14 protein-coding genes and 1 tRNA gene are annotated in these 16,589 nt (G+C 65.9%); 8 read left to right on the top strand and 7 right to left on the bottom strand.

What is annotated here, in order from left to right; all coding sequences use genetic code 11:
- Window positions 1-33 precede the first annotated feature (33 nt).
- From infA to A6F65_RS05530, 5 genes are all read left to right on the top strand, one after another.
- The gene (infA, locus tag A6F65_RS05550; protein ID WP_067786670.1) at window positions 34-291 is read left to right on the top strand and encodes a translation initiation factor IF-1; all 258 of its coding nucleotides are present in this window, start codon (window positions 34-36) and stop codon (window positions 289-291) included.
- 11 nt (window positions 292-302) lie between these two features.
- Complete coding sequence (locus A6F65_RS05545; protein ID WP_067786668.1) at window positions 303-884, top strand: Maf family protein; 582 nt, start codon at window positions 303-305, stop codon at window positions 882-884.
- Window positions 877-1,851 carry an Rne/Rng family ribonuclease gene (locus A6F65_RS05540; protein WP_067786666.1) on the top strand — a complete coding sequence of 325 codons (975 nt, stop codon included), beginning with the start codon at window positions 877-879 and terminating at the stop codon, window positions 1,849-1,851. Before A6F65_RS05545 ends, A6F65_RS05540 begins: the two co-directional genes overlap by 8 nt.
- Window positions 1,848-2,033 (top strand): DNA gyrase inhibitor YacG, encoded by a 186-nt coding sequence (gene yacG / locus A6F65_RS05535; protein ID WP_067786664.1) that lies wholly within the window; start codon window positions 1,848-1,850, stop codon window positions 2,031-2,033. Before A6F65_RS05540 ends, yacG begins: the two co-directional genes overlap by 4 nt.
- Window positions 2,034-2,164: 131 nt before the next feature.
- Window positions 2,165-2,239: transfer RNA gene (locus tag A6F65_RS05530), tRNA-Phe, on the top strand.
- A 60-nt stretch (window positions 2,240-2,299) separates the two neighbouring features.
- Here A6F65_RS05530 and A6F65_RS05525 read toward each other — a convergent pair.
- Both A6F65_RS05525 and A6F65_RS05520 read right to left on the bottom strand, forming a co-directional pair.
- Window positions 2,300-4,063, bottom strand: a complete 1,764-nt coding sequence (locus A6F65_RS05525) for an autotransporter outer membrane beta-barrel domain-containing protein (RefSeq protein ID WP_083989262.1) — start codon at window positions 4,061-4,063, stop codon at window positions 2,300-2,302.
- 29 nt (window positions 4,064-4,092) lie between these two features.
- Window positions 4,093-9,744, bottom strand: a complete 5,652-nt coding sequence (locus A6F65_RS05520; protein ID WP_067786659.1) for a DUF5979 domain-containing protein — start codon at window positions 9,742-9,744, stop codon at window positions 4,093-4,095.
- Between the two features lie 190 nt (window positions 9,745-9,934).
- Here A6F65_RS05520 and A6F65_RS05515 point away from each other — a divergent pair, with 190 nt between their 5' ends.
- Window positions 9,935-11,635: a sensor histidine kinase gene (locus tag A6F65_RS05515; protein WP_067786657.1), complete on the top strand. Its 1,701-nt coding sequence runs from the start codon at window positions 9,935-9,937 to the stop codon at window positions 11,633-11,635.
- A gap of 6 nt (window positions 11,636-11,641) precedes the next feature.
- On the opposite strand, the gene A6F65_RS05510 is transcribed toward A6F65_RS05515, so the two are convergent.
- From A6F65_RS05510 to rplU, 5 genes are all read right to left on the bottom strand, one after another.
- Window positions 11,642-12,313, bottom strand: a complete 672-nt coding sequence (locus tag A6F65_RS05510) for a response regulator (RefSeq protein WP_083989260.1) — start codon at window positions 12,311-12,313, stop codon at window positions 11,642-11,644.
- Window positions 12,303-13,538 (bottom strand): hypothetical protein, encoded by a 1,236-nt coding sequence (locus A6F65_RS05505; RefSeq protein ID WP_067786655.1) that lies wholly within the window; start codon window positions 13,536-13,538, stop codon window positions 12,303-12,305. The genes A6F65_RS05510 and A6F65_RS05505 overlap by 11 nt, the downstream gene beginning before the upstream one ends.
- Window positions 13,539-13,605: 67 nt before the next feature.
- On the bottom strand, window positions 13,606-14,166 hold the full coding sequence (locus tag A6F65_RS05500) for a GNAT family N-acetyltransferase (RefSeq protein WP_083989258.1): 561 nt from the start codon (window positions 14,164-14,166) through the stop codon (window positions 13,606-13,608).
- A gap of 181 nt (window positions 14,167-14,347) precedes the next feature.
- A complete protein-coding gene (rpmA, locus tag A6F65_RS05495) occupies window positions 14,348-14,617 on the bottom strand; it encodes a 50S ribosomal protein L27 (protein ID WP_067786651.1) in 270 nt (89 codons plus the stop codon).
- Window positions 14,618-14,643: 26 nt separating this feature from the next.
- Entirely contained in the window at window positions 14,644-15,213 is a 570-nt protein-coding gene (gene rplU, locus A6F65_RS05490) for a 50S ribosomal protein L21 (protein ID WP_067790142.1), read from the bottom strand.
- Between the two features lie 211 nt (window positions 15,214-15,424).
- Between rplU and A6F65_RS05485 the strand changes: the two genes are divergently transcribed.
- Together A6F65_RS05485 and A6F65_RS05480 are read left to right on the top strand one after the other, a co-directional pair.
- A complete protein-coding gene (locus A6F65_RS05485) occupies window positions 15,425-15,901 on the top strand; it encodes a hypothetical protein (protein ID WP_067786650.1) in 477 nt (158 codons plus the stop codon).
- Window positions 15,901-16,587: a Crp/Fnr family transcriptional regulator gene (locus A6F65_RS05480; RefSeq protein WP_067786648.1), complete on the top strand. Its 687-nt coding sequence runs from the start codon at window positions 15,901-15,903 to the stop codon at window positions 16,585-16,587. The genes A6F65_RS05485 and A6F65_RS05480 overlap by 1 nt, the downstream gene beginning before the upstream one ends.
- Window positions 16,588-16,589: the final 2 nt, after the last annotated feature.

The following is a 16,589-nucleotide window of genomic DNA, read 5'->3' as shown; positions in this document are numbered from 1 at the left end:
AGCTTCAAGCAATAGAACTGGATACCCGATTACATGGCAAAAGAAGAACTCCTCGAAATGCGTGGCAAGGTGGTGGAACTGCTGCCCAACGCCATGTTCCGTGTGGAGCTCGAAAATGGTCATGTCGTGATCGGCCACACCGCAGGCAAGATGCGCAAGAACCGCATCCGTGTGCTGACGGGTGACGAGGTGCTGTGCGAGCTGACGCCGTACGACCTGACCAAGGCGCGCATCACCTATCGCTTCATGCCGGGCCGCGGTGGCCCCGGCCCGCAATCCTCCCAGCCATAAGGGCCGGGCGCTTGGGCGCTCCGTCCCCTGAACTGCTGCTGGCATCGGCCAGCCCGCGCAGGCTGGACCTGCTGGCGCGCATCGGCATCACGCCGGATCGCGTGCTGCCCGCGGACATCGACGAAACACCAGCGCCTGCAGAGCGCCCGCGCGACTATGCGCTGCGCATGGCGTGCGAGAAGGCGCGCGCGGTCCCCGCAGATGGCGCGCATGTGCTGGCTGGCGACACGGTCGTGGCCGCCGGGCGGCGTATCCTGCCCAAGGCGGAGGACGAGGCGACAGCGCGGCGATGCCTGGCGCTGCTGTCCGGCCGCCGCCACACGGTGCTTTCGGCCATCGCGCTGCTCTCGCCCGATGGCACGCTTCGCCACCGCCTCAACGAGACAGCGGTGAAGTTCAAGCGGCTCTCCGATGCGGAAATGGACGCCTACGTCGCCAGCGGCGAATGGCACGGCAAGGCGGGCGGATATGCCATCCAAGGCCGGGCCGAGGGCCTGATCAGCTGGATCCAGGGCAGCCATTCGGGCGTGGTCGGCCTGCCGCTGTACGAGACGCGCACACTGCTGAAATCGGCGGGTTTTCTCATTGGCTGAGTGGCTGGTCGAGGAAGGGATCGGCGAGCACCGCGCCGCCCTGTTCGATGGCGACGAAATCCTAGCTGCGCGCCTGCAATGGCCCGGCTCGCTTGCCGCCGGGCAGGTCGAGGACGCGCTGCTCCTGTCCCGCCAGTCCGGCTCGGCGCGCGGGACGCTGCGCTTTGCATCGGGTGAGGAGGCGCTGGTCAGCAGCCTGCCTCGTGATGCCAGCGAAGGGTCGCAGCTGCGCGCGGAAATCCTGCGCCCGGCCATGGCGGAACGCGGACGCCACAAGCTCGCCCAGGCGCGCCCGACCGACGCCCCGCCCCGCCTCGCACCCAGCCTGCTGGAAAGCCTTCTGGCAGAAGGTCAGCAGGCGCGCATCGTACAGCGCTTCCCCGGCCGTGAGTGGGAGGAATTGTGGGGCGAGGCGTGGTCCGGCGAGATCGCCTTTGCCGGCGGCTCGCTCGCATTCTTCGATACGCCTGCGATGACGCTGGTGGATGTGGACGGCGATCTGCTGCCCGCACAGCTCGCCATGGCCGCCGTCCCTCCGCTTGCCCGCGCAATCCGCCGCTTCGACCTTGGCGGCTCCATCGGCGTGGATTTTCCCACGCTGGAGCAGAAGGCGCAGCGGCGCGAGGTGGATGCGGCGCTGGGCCGGGCGCTGGAAGGCTGGCCGCATGAACGCACCGCCATGAACGGCTTCGGCTTCGTGCAGCTCGTGGCACGCAAGCAGCGCGCTGGGCTCATGGCCCGCATTGCCCATTCGCGCCCCTCTGCAGCCGCGCGGTTCCTGCTGCGGCAGGCGGAAGGGCTGCAGGGTGCGGGCGCCGTGCAGCTGTCCTGCCATCCGGCAGTGAAATCACGCCTCAAGCCGGAGTGGCTGGAGGAGCTTGCCCGACGCACGGGCCGCGAAGTGCGGATAGAGGCTGCCCCCACCCTTGCGCTGGACGCCGGACATGCCCAGCTTGTGCCGCGATGACGACCGCCAAGACCAAGCCCTGCCCGATCTGCAAGAAGCCGCGCACGGAAGAATTCGCGCCTTTCTGCTCCAGCCGCTGCCGCGATCTCGACCTCGCGAAATGGTTCGGCGATGGCTATGCCGTACCCGGCCCCGCCGCGCGTCCGGAGGACCTTGTCGCCCCCGGTGAGGACGGCGAATAGCGCCTGCCGCAACGCCGCGACGGAATCCTTCACAAATTCACCCCGAATCCACTTGCCAAGCTTCCCGCGCTTCGCCATAGGCGGCGCTCCAAACCGCTCGCCGGTCCTTTTTGGGCCGTCGCCGCAGCGATGCCTGGGTAGCTCAGTGGTAGAGCAGACGACTGAAAATCGTCGTGTCGGTGGTTCGACTCCGCCCCCGGGCACCACTGCCCCTTTCAGGGTTCAGCGGGCCGGAAATTCTCAAATCTCCGGCAAATCCGCAGCCGTCAGAATGTGACGCCCAAGCGCAGGTGCACGCCGCTGGCGCTGTAGCCTGATATGCCGATCCCATCGTGGAAGCCGGATAGGCTGGCGCGGATGCCGCCTTCGGTCAGCAGGTCGACGCCGCCTTCCAGCCGCAGCCGCAGATCGTCGCCGCCGAAAGCTGTGGGCTGGTCCCCCCAGGCGTAGATGCCGCGTGCCTCCACCCACGGGCGCGCGTCCGTGCGATCATCCACCGGCAGGCGGTACATCAGGCGCGGGGCGAAGCTCAGCTGGCCAAGATCGGACTTCAGACCCGGGATCGTGCTGCCAAGGCTGTCGGTATAGGACTTCGCATCTTCCTGCAGCCAGTGCACCGCCGCCTCCGGCCGCAGGACCAGCCCGGTCGCGAGGTCGTAATTGCCGGTCAGGGTCCCCGCCAGCAGCAGCCGGTCCGTGTCGAATGTGTCGGTATAAGTCCCGAAGGGGCTGATCGTGTTCGCCGACTGGCCCCATGCCGCCCGCGCGTCCAAGAACAGGTCGGGCGCAAGGCGGGCGGTGATGTAGGGCCCGGCCATCCAGCCCTCCCCGCCCAGCACGCCCGTGGTGACCGCCTTGTCCATGCCGATATCGTCATACTGGCCCATCACGCCGACCAGCAGGCCGGGCGAGACCGCATAGTCCACCCCGCCGTAAATCACCGTGGCATTGCCCCCGGCGCCGGAGAAATCGAAGGTCGAGGCGTAAAGTTCCCCCCAGATATCCCAGCTGCCGCTGACGCCGTCCTGCCGTGTCGCCCCCGCAGCCGTCATGCCCGCAGAGACGGCCAGCGCGCCTGCGCCGATCGTGCCCGACAGGGGCAGCTTGTCCGATCCCGGCAGCATCACCCCGCCGACTGCCAGCCCGCCGCTGCGGCTACGCCCCTCCAACCGGTCTATCCGGCGTTGCAGGTCCGGCTGGTGGCTCAGCAGCACAGTATTGCGCTGCGCCAGGAAGCCGCCGATCTGCGCAGATGCCGTGGCGATATTGTCCTGGATGCTGATGGTGACGGTATCGGCCACGGAACTCACCGTCCCGTCATTCACAACAAGCTGGAAGACGATGGGCGTGCCCCCCGCACCGCCCGGCGCGGTGAAGCTGGGCGTGGCGCTGTTCGCATTGGTCAGGGTCACCGCGGGCCCGGAGACCTGCACCCAGCTATAGGTCAGCGCATCGTTGTCGGGATCGGTGGAAGCACTGCCATCCAGCGTGACCGTCGATCCGGGGACGACATTCGCAACGTCCGCGCCCGCATCGGCTGTCGGCGCCTGGTTGGTCGGCGGCTTGCAGCTCGCCGGGATCAGGCTGTCCGGGATCAGTATCCGGATCAGTACGGCGCCGGGCTGGAACGTGCCGGGGCTGCCGCTGACGGGGACCCCTTCCCAGACGGTCAAATATTTGGGCGAGTATGTCGCGGTCCGATCGATGAAACCCACGTATCCAAGCGATTGACCCACGGAAATGCTGCGGATCTGCTGCGGATTTGGCTGGCCGATGTTGTTCAGGCCGACCGTGCCCGACGCGTCGGTCACACCCATGTAAATTACGTCGAGCGACGAAAGCAGGTCAGGGTCGGTGGCCAGGATCGCAGGGCTGGCGCTGAACACTTCGCAGACGGGCGAGAAGGAGCCCGGATCGGAGACGATCAGGGTGGGGCTCGTGTCCGTTATGACGGCCGCGCGCGCCGGGGTGCCGGGCAGCAGGCATGCCCCCACACCGATCGCCGAGGCCAGGAGGAGTGACTTTCGCATATTCGATCAATCCCTGTTCTTGCTTGGTTTTAGCGGTCGCCGCGCTGTTCGCCTTGCGGACGATCGCCGCCGCGTGGCTGCTCGCGCCGGCCTTTCTTGCCGCCGCCAAGGATGCCGCCCACCCCGATGCGGATGCGGAAGCCCGGCTTCTTCTTCTGCTCCGGCTGCTGGGGCTGGCCGGTCTGCTGGCCCAGTTCCACGCAGCTTTCAGGCAGTGTGGCCTGCGCCGGATTGGTCAGCTTTGCGCAGTTCTGGGTGTAGACGCCCGGCGTTCCGGCAAGCCCCAGTGTCACCTCGAACCAGTGCACGTCCCCGGGGTTGAGCGTGACCACCGGAATGCTGCACGCCTGCCCGGCCACAGAGCCCGTGGCCGTGCCGCAGCTCCACCCATTGCTGGCCTGCACCGCCACCGTGGTGGGGAACACCGCACCGTTCTGGGTGCTGGAATACACATCGTCCAGCGACAGCGGCCCGGTGTAAGGCGTGGTCCCGGTGTTCGTCACCGTGATGCGGAACTTGCACTGCTTTGGGCCGAGATAATTGCAGACCACCGGGTCGGAGAGGTTCTCCTTCAGGATGCTCAGCTGCATGCCCGGCGGCTGGTTGACCACCGGCTGCGAGCCGTCGGTCTGCGCGCAGGACGGCCCTGCTGCCAAGCCGGCGGGCGACGTGATGCTGGCGCAGTTTTCCATATCACCGATGGGCGGGATGCTTTCCAGCACGACATCGAAGCTGCTGGTGTTGCCATTGGCGAACACGGGCCCGGGGTGCGTGCAAGAGGTCGCGCCACTGCTGCCCGGTGTGCAGGTCCAGCCATTGCCCCCTGCGCTGATGATGAACGTCGCTTGCCCTGCAGTCAGGAATTGCGAGATATCGTCCACGGTGAGCGGGCCGTTGTAACCACCGCCGCCGGTATGCGTGACCGTGATGCGGAATCGGCAGCTCTGCATCGCTGCGCTGCAGTTCTCCGGATCGACCAGCTCCTTCGTTATCGACAGCGTCGGCGCGGGCGGAGGCGGACCGTAGGAGGTCTGCACGCAGGATGTGTTGCTCACCAGATTGGGCGTAGCCGTCACCTCCGCGCAGTTCTCGATCGCGCCGATCGCCGCATTCGACCCCAGCACCACGTCGAAGCTGCTGGTGTTGCCGCTGGTGAAGACCGGGCCGGGATGCGTACAGGTCACCTGCCCGCCACTTCCCGAGCACACCCAGCCATTCCCGCCAGCACTGATCAGGTTGGGCGGCGTGGTAGAATTCAGGAAGCGGAAATCGTCGGTGACCGTGATCGGGCCGGTGTAATTCATCATTCCGGTGCTGGTGACCAGGATGCGGAACAGGCACGGGCCGTTGATCTGGGAAAAGTCGCAACTGATGACCCGCTTGGTCACCTCTACACCCGTGCTGGGAACACAGCTGTCCGGCCCGTTGCCGTTTGCCCCCACCAGCCGCGCACAGTTCCAGCGGGCGGAGAATCCGGGACCGTAATCGAAGCGGATATCCACGATATAGGTCTGGCCCGCCGGGATATTCACCAACGGATTGGTGCAGGTGAAGGTGCCGCTTGTGGCATCGTAAGTGCAGGTCCAGCCGGTTGAGGCCTGACCGTTGACCGTGATGGCCAGGATGCCCGGCTGGACAGTGCCGCCCAGCGCAAAGAACTGGTCCTGGAAGGTCAGCGGGCCGTTATGCGCCCCGGTGCCGGTGTTGGTGATGGTGAAGCGGAAAATGCATTCGCTCACGCCGAGCTGGCATGGCGAGGGCGTAATTTTCGTCTTCACCAGCTCCAGCGCGGGCTGGTCTTGGCTGAAGAGCGGCACGCAGTCTTCCCACGCCATGGCCGCCGCATCGGCCTCGGTCCAGGCGAGGCAGTTCTCGCCCACCGGCGCTGCAAAGCCGAAATCCAAGGTCAGTTCGATGGTGATGCTCTGGTTCGCCCCGATGAAGGCGTTGGGATTGCTGCATTCGGTCACCGCGCCGCTCGCCGTGCATATCCAGTCCGCCGGGATCGCCGACGCGCTCAGGATACCGCCCGCGCCCGCTGCGCCGCCAGTGATAACGTCCTGGAAGCTGACAAGGCCGGAGACATCGGCAGAACCGGTGTTGCTGATGGTGATGATAAAGGTGCACAGGCCCGAACCCACGGCCTTGCCGGGACATGCGCCGGGCTTCAGCGCCTTTTCCATCTCCAGCGTGCTGGTGTCCGCTTGCTCGACATAGCCGCCGACCGGCACGCACGCCTCCTTCGGCGGGCTGTAGAGCGGATCGTCCAGCACCACGCAGTTCACGCCCTCTTCGAACATGTCGAGCGTGATTTCGAAATAGCTGCTGCCCCCGGACGGAGCGAGGTCAAGCTGCGGCTCCGTGCAGGTGATGGGCGTACTCATCGCGCCTTGCTGGCAGGCCCAGTCCCAGGTGAAGGGATCGACCTGTCCAAGGTCGTAAAACGCGCCGCTGCTGTTGTTGGGGTTGGTAAAGGTGTCCGTCAGCGACACCGGGCCGCTGAACCAGCCGTCGCCCGAATTGGTGACCGTGATACGGAAGGTGCACAGCCGTGTCGTGAACATGCAGTCCGCATCCGACACCAGCTCCTTCGCGATTTCGAGATCGGGCGTACCGCCCTGCTGCGGCGCGCACTGCAGCGTGTTCACCACTTCCAGGAAATGGGGCTCCACGCTGCCGTCGATCAGGATTTCGTCGCCCAGCGGGTATTGCACGCTGTCCCAGCTGCAATCGCCGAACTGGTCGGGATCGGGCAGGTTCGTCTCTTCGATCTTGCATTCGCTGCCGATGGGCAGGCGGCCGATCGCGGAGACGGAATTGGCCGGCGTCACGAGCAGGTTCATGTTCACATCGTTGAAGCCGCTGGGCACATCGCATTCGACGTCGATGACGAATTGCGTGTTGCCCGGCAGCGTGACCCATGGCGGCGTGACGAAGCTCTTGCGCACTTCCAGCGTAGAGCGGATGGGCGTGCAGGTCGTGGCTTCCCATGTCGACGGGTTCTTCGGATACCAGCGGTTCATCTGCTCGCGCCCGTCGATGAAGAAACCTGCCTCAACATGGTTGCAGAGCTGGTCCGGCGCGAAGGGGCCGCTGAGCTGGTATGTATAGCTGATGGAGCTGCCCGCAGGCAGCGTGGTCACACCGATCAGCCGTTCGCCCTGCGAGCCCAGCGTGGTGTCGCACGGCGCCTGGCCCTGCGGCAGGCAGGGATTGGATGGCGGAACACTCAAGGATCCGAGGGGCATTGCCGCGCCGGGCGGGCCGGTCACGAAATCGTCCTCCAGGATGACGCCGGTGAAATTGCCCGGCCCGCTGGAGCCGAAATTGGATGGGAACGTCCCGACCGGGAAGTTTATGTCGCCGTCCGTACCGGGGCGATTGGGGTTGATGATGTCGATCGTATAGGTAATCGGCCCGCCCGTGGGCGGCACGACCGACGGGGATGCCGTCTTGTTGATCACGATATTGATGCAGCGCGGAAGCTCCGCCCTTACCGCATCCCACGTGTTGCCCTGCGGAGACGTCGGCCAAGGGTTGTTGGCGTTGAAATACAGCGAGCCGTCCATCAGCGCGAAGTTTTCCAGCTGCGGCGTGCCGTCGCTGAAGCAATAGGGGTCCGTCGGCGCAGGCGGGTGGACGAGGACGGCGACGTCGCAGACGAGCTGGGCATTCGCATCGAATTCCACGAATCCCGGATGGTCCATGATCCGCACACCCTGGTGCGGCCCGCCGACATAGCTGGTGGTCGCGCTGCCGGTGGCAGAGGGGACGAAATTGCGCACCCGCGTCCCGCTAGGGTCCACGCAGCTCCAGCTGTAATCGACCTTCAGGCCAGCGGCGTAAGTCGGCTGGACCAGGCGCACGGCATCCACCAGCGTTCCGATCTTGTAGACGCCCGGCTGGCCGGGGCCGCCGCTGGGCGGCGTGCTGAAGGTGATGCGGTATTTCTTCCACTTGTTGAAATCGACATGCGCCGGGTCGGTCACTTCGGTGCTGGAGGAGCCGGGCAGGCTCTCCTTGCGCACCGAGACCGCGCAGGCCGGCGGCGCAGCCATTTCGACGTCGACATATGACGCGCTGACATGGTCTGTGATCAGCAGGCCGCCACTGCCGTCATCGCGCCGCGTCTTGTGTTTCACGCGCACCCAGTTGCGCACCGTCTTGGGCCCGATCGACGGCGAATAATCGCAGGTCGGGTTGTCGAGCTTCAGGTCGACCTCGAATTCGAGATGCGGATTGGTCAGATTGCCCGCGATGTAACCGGCCATGAAATGCTGGTCGTAATAGGAGGTGAAAGGGACCACCGGACCGCCGCCGAAATAGCCCGGGTGGGAGCGGGCACATGCTGCCGGATTGTTACAGGTGATGACCCGCATGGCCGTGACCTGCGCCTCGAAATTGGGCGTACCCGGTCGGTTCTGCAGCTCGTCGCGGATCTGCATGCTCTCGACATTGATGGCCGGTGCACCCGGATTGGTCAGGCGGATTTTGAATGTCGCCGTGTCGCCCCACTGGATGACAGGGTTGCTGCCCACGGGCTGGCCGTTGATCTTGGTCAGCGTCTTCTCGATCAACAGCGGCGAAGAAGGTCCGCCGCCCCCGCCACCGCCGCCGCAATCGGGGTCCACATATTCGATGCCGGTTATCAGCGGCAGGTCGGATGCACTGTTGCCGACAGTGTCGTTGTTGTCATCATTATCGTCGCGCAGGGCCTGGGTTGAGCCCGCCAGCCCAAGGAAGGCCCGGTTGCGCACGCCTTCGCTGTCCGCCTGGCGCACGCAGCTGGCGTCGACCGGCACGGAATAGGTGACCTCATATTCGATCACCAGCTTGCCGCCGGGCTCCAGCAGAACGAGCGTACCGGGAGCCAGGCCGAAAGAGGCGAAATCCTGCCATGCAGGTGAAGACACCGGCGCATTCAGGTTGCTGGCAAGCCCGCAGCCCGCGACGCCCACGATGGTGCCGCCCTGCTCCAGCTCACACTCCACGCTGGTAGGGATGAGCGCGGCGTCCACGCCCACGCCATTGGGGAACAGCGCCAGCTGGTCGAACACCTGAAGGAATTCGCCGAGATAGACCGGCTTGTCTGTCGTGATCTCGATCCGGTAACGCGCGGTCTGCGGCCCGCCCGAAATGTTCATCGGCACCAGTGTGGGCGGCGCGATGGTCTTGGTAATTTCAAGGTCCAGGTCGAGTTCGGTATCGGGCGAGATGACCGTGTTCACGCTGGGGCTGAAGGTCTGCCCGTCCAGCGTGACCGTATTCTTGGCCACACCGCCCGCCTGCGTGAAGCTGCCATCCATCACGCAGATTGCGTCGCCGTTTGCGGGCATGGCGACGCTGAACTGCAGCGGAGGTCCGCCAGCGACAACGGTTACGGTCAGCGGTGTGCCGGAAGTGTCGCGGCACGAGACCGGCGAAGTGGCATTGGCAGGCGTGAACGCGGCGGGATAATCCTCCGTCAGCAACAGCGTGTTGGCGGCGGGCCCGTTCGCAAGTTCGAAGCGATAATGCAGCACATCGCCGATTTGCGGATTGGATGCGGTGTCGCAGGATGCCTGCGATCCGCTGCCTTCGCACAGCTGCTTGTTGGCAAGCGACTGCGCCTGCGCGGTGCCGCCCGGCAGGCCTGCCGCAAACAGGACGGAAAGAGCGAGGAAAATGGCAATCCGGCGCATCGACGCCCCCAAACATGCAATCCGGATTGCCATTCCATTCCCCCCAAGTCGTCCAGACTGCGTGATGGCAGCGCACGAACGCAAGGCCCATCCCGCAAATTGGGGGGTGGACATCCCCCATACTCTGGCGTGGGATACCGCGATGCAGATGCGCGAGCAGATAGACCCGCCGGGACTGGACTGATCCGGCATGGCCTCCAGCCAGACCCTGACAGCGAGCCGCTGGGGACGGACGCTCTCGGCAATTGCGGTGGCGCTGGCCTTCCTTGGGCTGGTTTTCGCGCTGTCACCCAGCGAACAGGGGCTCGGGCTGCAACGCATCGATCCGCGCGCGGGGGAGGTGATCAGCCCCGGCTACCCATACTACCTGCCTAACCGCGCGGAGGCGGTGGATGAGAAGATCCCGCTCAGCGACTATCAGGATAGATATTTCGGCGGCAATCTGCAGCTCCACCTCGGTGCCGGCTTCGACCGTGAAGCGCTGGAGGGGATCGCCTTCGTGCTGCCCGCCGTCGATGGCGATCCAACCCTGTTCTACAACGGCACCACGCGCGGCACGGGCGCACACCACGCATTCGGCGGGGCCGGGTTTGCGCGGCAATACCTCGTCGCCTGGCAGGATCGCCGCGGCGGGCTGAACGCCAGCAACTGGGTCGATGTCATAATCGAGAAAGAGGCAACGGGACCGGTGCGCCTGTCCGGTAGGCCCGTGTTCACTGCTCCGGCACGAACAGCGCCTGCGATTGCGACGCAGCTTCCGGCATGGGGCCAGCTCCTCCGCACAATCCTGCTGGCTGCGGCGGCGACGGGCGGTTTTTCGCTGCTGATTCTCCTTCCCATGCGCCGCTATCGGATGCTTGGCGTGGGAGTGGCTACGTGCCTGCCACTCGCAATCGTCCCGCTTCTGCGCGGGGACGTGCTGGGCTGGGACGATACACCGCTGTTGCTTGCGGCGGCCGCGGCCATCGGCGGCGCCGCGCTTGCCTGGCGGCAGGCCGGGAAGCTTGGCCCATGGCTGCATGTGCTGGCCCGCGCCGCGCTTGCGCTGGCCGTCATTGGCGCCGTTGCAACGGGGCTTTTCTGCCTCGCGCCCGGAGCCATTCCCTTCGACTGGTTTCGCATGGCAACGCTGGCCAGCCTCGGCGTGGCGCCGCTGTTGCTACTGGTTGCGCCGATCCTGGCCTTTGCCGGCATGCGCCAGCTGGTCACGGAGCTGGGCCTGCTGGCCGACGAGGCAGACCGGGCCAGCGCCATCATCGCCGAACAGGACGAGAAGCTGCATGCCCAGCTGCGCGCCAATGCGGTGATGGAGGAGCGCCAGCGCTTCGTGCGCGACATGCATGACGGTGTTGGCGGGCAATTGCTGTCGCTGCTCGCACGCCTTCGCGCGCGCCGGATCGACCTGGACGAGGTGGAGAGCGAGGTGGAAAGCGGCCTCAACGACCTGCGGCTGGTGGTCGATGCGCTCGACCGGACCGGCGCCACGCTGGAAGAGGCGCTGTCCATGTTCGAGGTGCGCGCACGCCAGCAGCTGTCCGCCGCCGGCATCGCGCTGGAATGGCACGAGGCAGGCCAGCCCGATTACGAAGCCAGCGACACGCGCCGCATCTTGGGCATTTATCGCCTGATGCAGGAGGCCACAGCCAATATCATCCGCCATTCCGGCGCAGCGACGGCCACCGTGCATGTCCGCTCGTCGGCGACAAGCGATGGCGGCGCGATCACGATTGCCGACGATGGCAGGGGCTTCGATCCGCGGGCCAATGCGCGCGGTCGCGGGCTGGCGAATATGGAAGAACGCGCGCGCCGGATGGGCGGCAAACTCAGCATCGAGACACAGCCGGGTGGCGGCACGAAAGTGACATTGTTTTTCCCACCGGCAGGCGAGTGACGCGCACTACATCTCCAGCCAGCCGTTGCGCACTGCCTCGTAGACAGCTTCGTTCTTCGAATGGACGGCCATCTTGGCATAGATAGCCTTCACATGGTCGGACACGGTGTGGACCGAGATGCCCAATGTCTCCGCCGCCTCGCGGTAGGACAGGCCCCGGCTGAACATCTGCAGCACGTCCAGCTCGCGCGAGGTCAGCACATCGGCCTCGGCCTGCGGGGCGTCCGCAGCGGCTGGCCTGGAGCGCATCAGGCTCAGCAGATGGCTCGCGGCTTGCGGGCTGATGGGGTTGCCCCCCGCCAGCACAGCGCGCACGTCCCGCAGGATCTGCTGCGGCGGCGTGTCCTTCATCAGATAGCCATTTGCGCCCATCTCGAAAGCCAGCAGCACGCTCGCCCTGTCCCCAAGCACAGTCAGGATCAAGGCGTGGCCCTGGGCGCCCGCTTCGTTTGCATCCTTCAGGTCCTGCAGGAAATCCAGCCCCGAACCGTCGGGCAGGCGGATGTCCACCAGGCACAAATCCGGCCAGCCTTCGGCCACCGCAGCGCGGGCCTCGGCCAGCGTGCCGCAGGAGAAAGCGATGGCCATGCCCGCCTCATCCCCCAGCAAACCCGAGAGGTAGCCGCGCATGTCCGCATCATCTTCCAGGATACCGATGCTGACGGGATTATCGGCCAATCACGCTCTCCGGCCGGTCCCAGCAATTGCCGTAGGGCGAATCCGCCGCCTGCACGAGGCCGCGTGTGAGCGGCGCGATGTCGGAGCGGCTCAATACGCCGAAGCCTCCCGCTTCGTGGAATGACAGGACGCGCCAGCCCTGTCCGAACTCTGCCGCGCAGAAGGCATTGGCGCGGTCGATCGTCCCGAAGCTGGCCGGCACGACGGGGGCCGACACGCGCACTTCCCCGCCCACCAGGTAATCCGCGCCCCAGTTTCCGTCGCTGCGGAAACGCTCGATTGCGGCGCCTTCCACCCGGTTGCCGTCGCGATAGCAGAAGACCGGCGAAGGTATTTCGCAGAGGTGGTCCCCGCTGTCGGCATTGCATTCGGGCTGCATCATGTCGCTCGAGCAATTGAAGAAGGAATAGTCCTCCCCGTATGGTTTCAGGCGATGTTCGCGAAAGGTCGTGCCGCGCGGCTCCTCGGGTTCGAGGCACAGGACGAAAGCGAGATAATCGATCATCGTGTCGTCCTCGATCCGCACATCCACCATGTCCGGCCGGTCGATCTTGTTGAGGTATCGGAGCAGGTCGGGCGGCGCATCTTCCCCGGCACCAACCAGGAATTCCTCCAGCCGGATGATCCGCAATCCGCTGATCGGGTTCTCGCTGTCCGGATCGTCGGGATCGTGCTGGCCGGGGCCATAGTACATGATCCCCGGTCGCAGCGATTCGGGCCATTTCGCCAGGTCGAGATCGCCGATCTGGATCTGGTCGTTCCACGCCAGCTTGGACTGGTCCCGCCCTGCAAACACCACTGCGCCGGACAGGACGCCGCGCGGCAGGTCGAAGGAATCGATCAGGTGGAGGTCCGCGCCCGGCTGGTCGTAATCGCGCAGCTGCCGGGGCCTGTTCTCGAGCCCTGCGCGGCTCCGGAAAATCGGGACCCGCGCCACTTCGGGCCGCATGACGGCGCGCTCCTCGCCAGCGGGGGAGAAGTTGTCCTCCATCCCGTGCATGACCACGAGCCGGGTCTCGCCCTGACCGCAGCTGATCCGTTCCATGGCGGCGCGCCCGGGAAAGCCGTCAGTTATGTCCGCCTGCTCCTGGTCACTGTCGCCGGGAAAGCCACCGGCCTGCCCGAGCAGGAACAGGAACACCAGGGTCACAAGGACAGCCGCCACGAGGCCGCCCACCAGCCCAGCGAGCAGCTCGCGTGTCAGCAATGCGCGAAGTCCCTGCATGCGTCCCCCAGCGCATGATACTGGCGCAGGGGCGCATCCAAGTAAACTATTGTTAGCTTACGACTTGTCAGGCGGCGACGCGGTATTCTGCATCGCCGCCTTTCGGCCCGCTTTGGTCGTCTCCCAGCTCCAGCGCGTATTCCGGCGCGGGCACGCTCTCGCCCCGCCCCAGGCTGCGGAATCGGCCGATCTTCCCGGTCGGGCGGAAACCTGCCTTCACCAGCACGCGGCCCGATGCGGGATTGTCCATCGCGTGGCGTCCGTAGAGCCGCCTGTGGCCAAGCCGCTGCGCCATGCCGAGCAGCGCGCGCAGCGCCTCGGTTGCGTAGCCGCGCCCCCAGCAATCGGGCGCGATCCAGTAGCCGACTTCGGGTGCATCCGCCGGGCCGGGCTGCAGGCCTACGCCGCCCACGATACGCCCGCCCTCTTCCGGTACGGTCAGCAGGAGGCCGGGCAGCATGGGATCGCGGTCCAGCGCGATCCAGATTTCCGCATCCGCCTGGGTATAGGGCCACGGCAGGCGCGCGAGCATGCGGGCGACCGGCTCGTGCGCGATGGCACGCGTCAGCTGCGCGGCATCCTCGGGCCAGGGGGGCCTGAGGAACAATCTTTCACTACGGTGGAACATGGTACGCCTTCCCTCTGGGGGCCGCTTTCCCTGTGCCGCGCCATGGCAGCACCGGGTTACGGCTCTGTTGCAAGGGAGACAAAAAACAAGGGAGACGGGTCGGCCCCGTCTCCCTTGGTTTAGCCGGATTGTTCCTCCGGCTGGGGCCATCCCGGTGGACGGCCCGTTATCGGCACGTCCGTTATTCGGCAGCTTCCGCCATCGCGTCGACAGAGACGTATTTGCGGCCCAGCTTGCCATCGTGGAAGCGGACGCGGCCGGCTTCCAGTGCGAACAGCGTGTGGTCCTTGCCCATGCCGACATTGCTGCCCGGATAGAACTTGGTGCCGCGCTGACGCACGATGATGTTGCCTGGAATCACTTCCTGGCTGCCGAACTTCTTCACGCCAAGGCGACGGCCGGCCGAATCGCGACCGTTGCGGGACGAACCACCTGCTTTTTTATGTGCCATCTCGAATTACTCCGTGCCTGTCCGGCTTACTTCTTGTCGGTCTTCTTGGCAGCCGCCTTCTTGGCGGGAGCCTTCTTGGCGGCGGGCTTCTTGTCCGCAGCCTTGCTGGTGGCGGCAGCCTTCTTGGGTGCAGCCTTCTTTGCCTTGGGCGCAGCCTTCGTTTCCGAAGCGTCCTTCTTGGGCGCAGCCTTCTTGGCGGGTGCCTTCTTGGCAGCTTCCTTCTTCGGCGCAGCCTTGGTGTCGTCAGCCTTCTTGGATTCCGTCTTCTCGGAGGCCTTCTTCGGCGCGGCCTTCTTGCTATCGCCAACGGACAGGATGCGCAGCAGCGTCATCTGCTGGCGGTGGCCGTTCTTGCGGCGATAGTTGTGACGGCGACGCTTCTTGAAGACGATCACCTTCTCGCTCTTCGCCTGCGCGATGATTTCGGCGGAGACCTTCACCTTGCTGGCATCGGCAATCGAATCGCCTTCGCCGGCGAGCAGGATATCGCCCAGCTCAACAGTGTCACCGGCGTCGCCCGCCAGCTTCTCCACTGCGATCTTGTCTCCTTCAGCGACGCGATACTGCTTGCCGCCCGTGCGCACGATTGCGAACATGGTGTTGTCCATCCAGGTCAAAATTTAAGTCGTCCCACCTGGCGCCCCCCTTTCGGGCGATACCGGGCAAACGACAAAGAGGCGCCACGAGGGCGCCGGAAAGAGCGCTGCCGTTAGGCCAAGCCGTGCAGGCTGTCAACGCCAATACGGGCACATTTGCGCCCAATCGTGCCGCTGGAAAGCGCTGCCCCGCCAAGCTAGGAAGCATGCCATGCGATTTCCAGTCTTCCCGCGCGTGGGCGCCGCCCTCCTGCCAGCCATCCTGCTGGCCGCTTGTGCCACTACTCCGGATGGCGACTATCCCAGCCTTGCCGTGCGCGACGGGGAACGCATGACCGGCTCCATCGCCGCGCCGCCGCCCGCGCCCCTTCCTGCCGTGCCAGCCGAGACCGTGCAGGAAGCCGATTCGCTGCTGCAGCAGGCCCGCCGAGCCCATGCCGATTTCCAGGCCGTATCGCGCCGCGTCACGCCTGCGCTCCGTTCCGGTGCCGGTCCGCGGCGCGAGGTTGCCCTGGCGGAGCTGATGGCCGCGCGCAGCAGCACGATGATCCCGCTGGCCGAGCTCGACCGCCTGTATGTCGCCGCCGCGGCAGAGGGGATGGATACCAGCGCCATCCTGCAGGCGCGCGGTGAGGCCGAATCGCTCGTGGCGCAGGAGGATGCGGTGATCGAGGCTGCGCTGCGCTGATGGCGCTGGACTGCGCCCATTGCCCCGTGCGCGAGTCCGCCGCCTGCGCCGTCCTGACAGAGGAGGAGCGCGGCGCCCTTGCCCGGGCCGGTCGCCGCCAGACTTTGCAGAAGGGTGAGACGCTGTTTGCCGCCGGCGACGATGCCGCCGGCTTTGCAACGCTGACCAGCGGCGCGCTGAAAGTGACATCCTTCGACGAGGCCGGTCAGGAACGGATCCTGGCGCTGGTCCACCCGGCAGGGTTTGTCGGGGAGATGTTCGCGCCCTTCGCCCGCCACGATGTTGTCGCACTGGCGCCCAGTGAGCTGTGCATCTTTGCCGCGCGGGATATCGAGGCCGCGATCGATGCGCATCCGGCGCTGGCCAAGGCCCTGTTGCGCCGCAGCCAGGAAGACCTTCACGCCAGCCGCCACCTGCTGGCGATCAGCAATCCTGCGGCCTCCGTGAAGTCGCGCGTCGCAGCTTTCCTTTACAGCATGGCCGAAACCGCCAGCCATTCCCCTTGCCACCCGGCAACGCAGTTTGACCTGCCCCTGACGCGCGGCGAGATGGCCGGCCTTCTGGGCACGACCATCGAAAGTGTCAGCAGGTCACTGACGGCGCTGGAGCGTGACGGGCTGGTCACGCGAAATGGCGCGCGGGGCATTTCCCTCTCGGACCCCGCGCGCCTTCTGGACGCTGCCTAGGC

It is taken from the genome of Paraurantiacibacter namhicola, from assembly GCF_001687545.1.
Lineage (GTDB): Bacteria > Pseudomonadota > Alphaproteobacteria > Sphingomonadales > Sphingomonadaceae > Paraurantiacibacter > Paraurantiacibacter namhicola.
The sequence above is the reverse complement of the archived record's forward strand: the minus strand, read 5'-3'. Positions and strand labels throughout refer to the sequence as shown.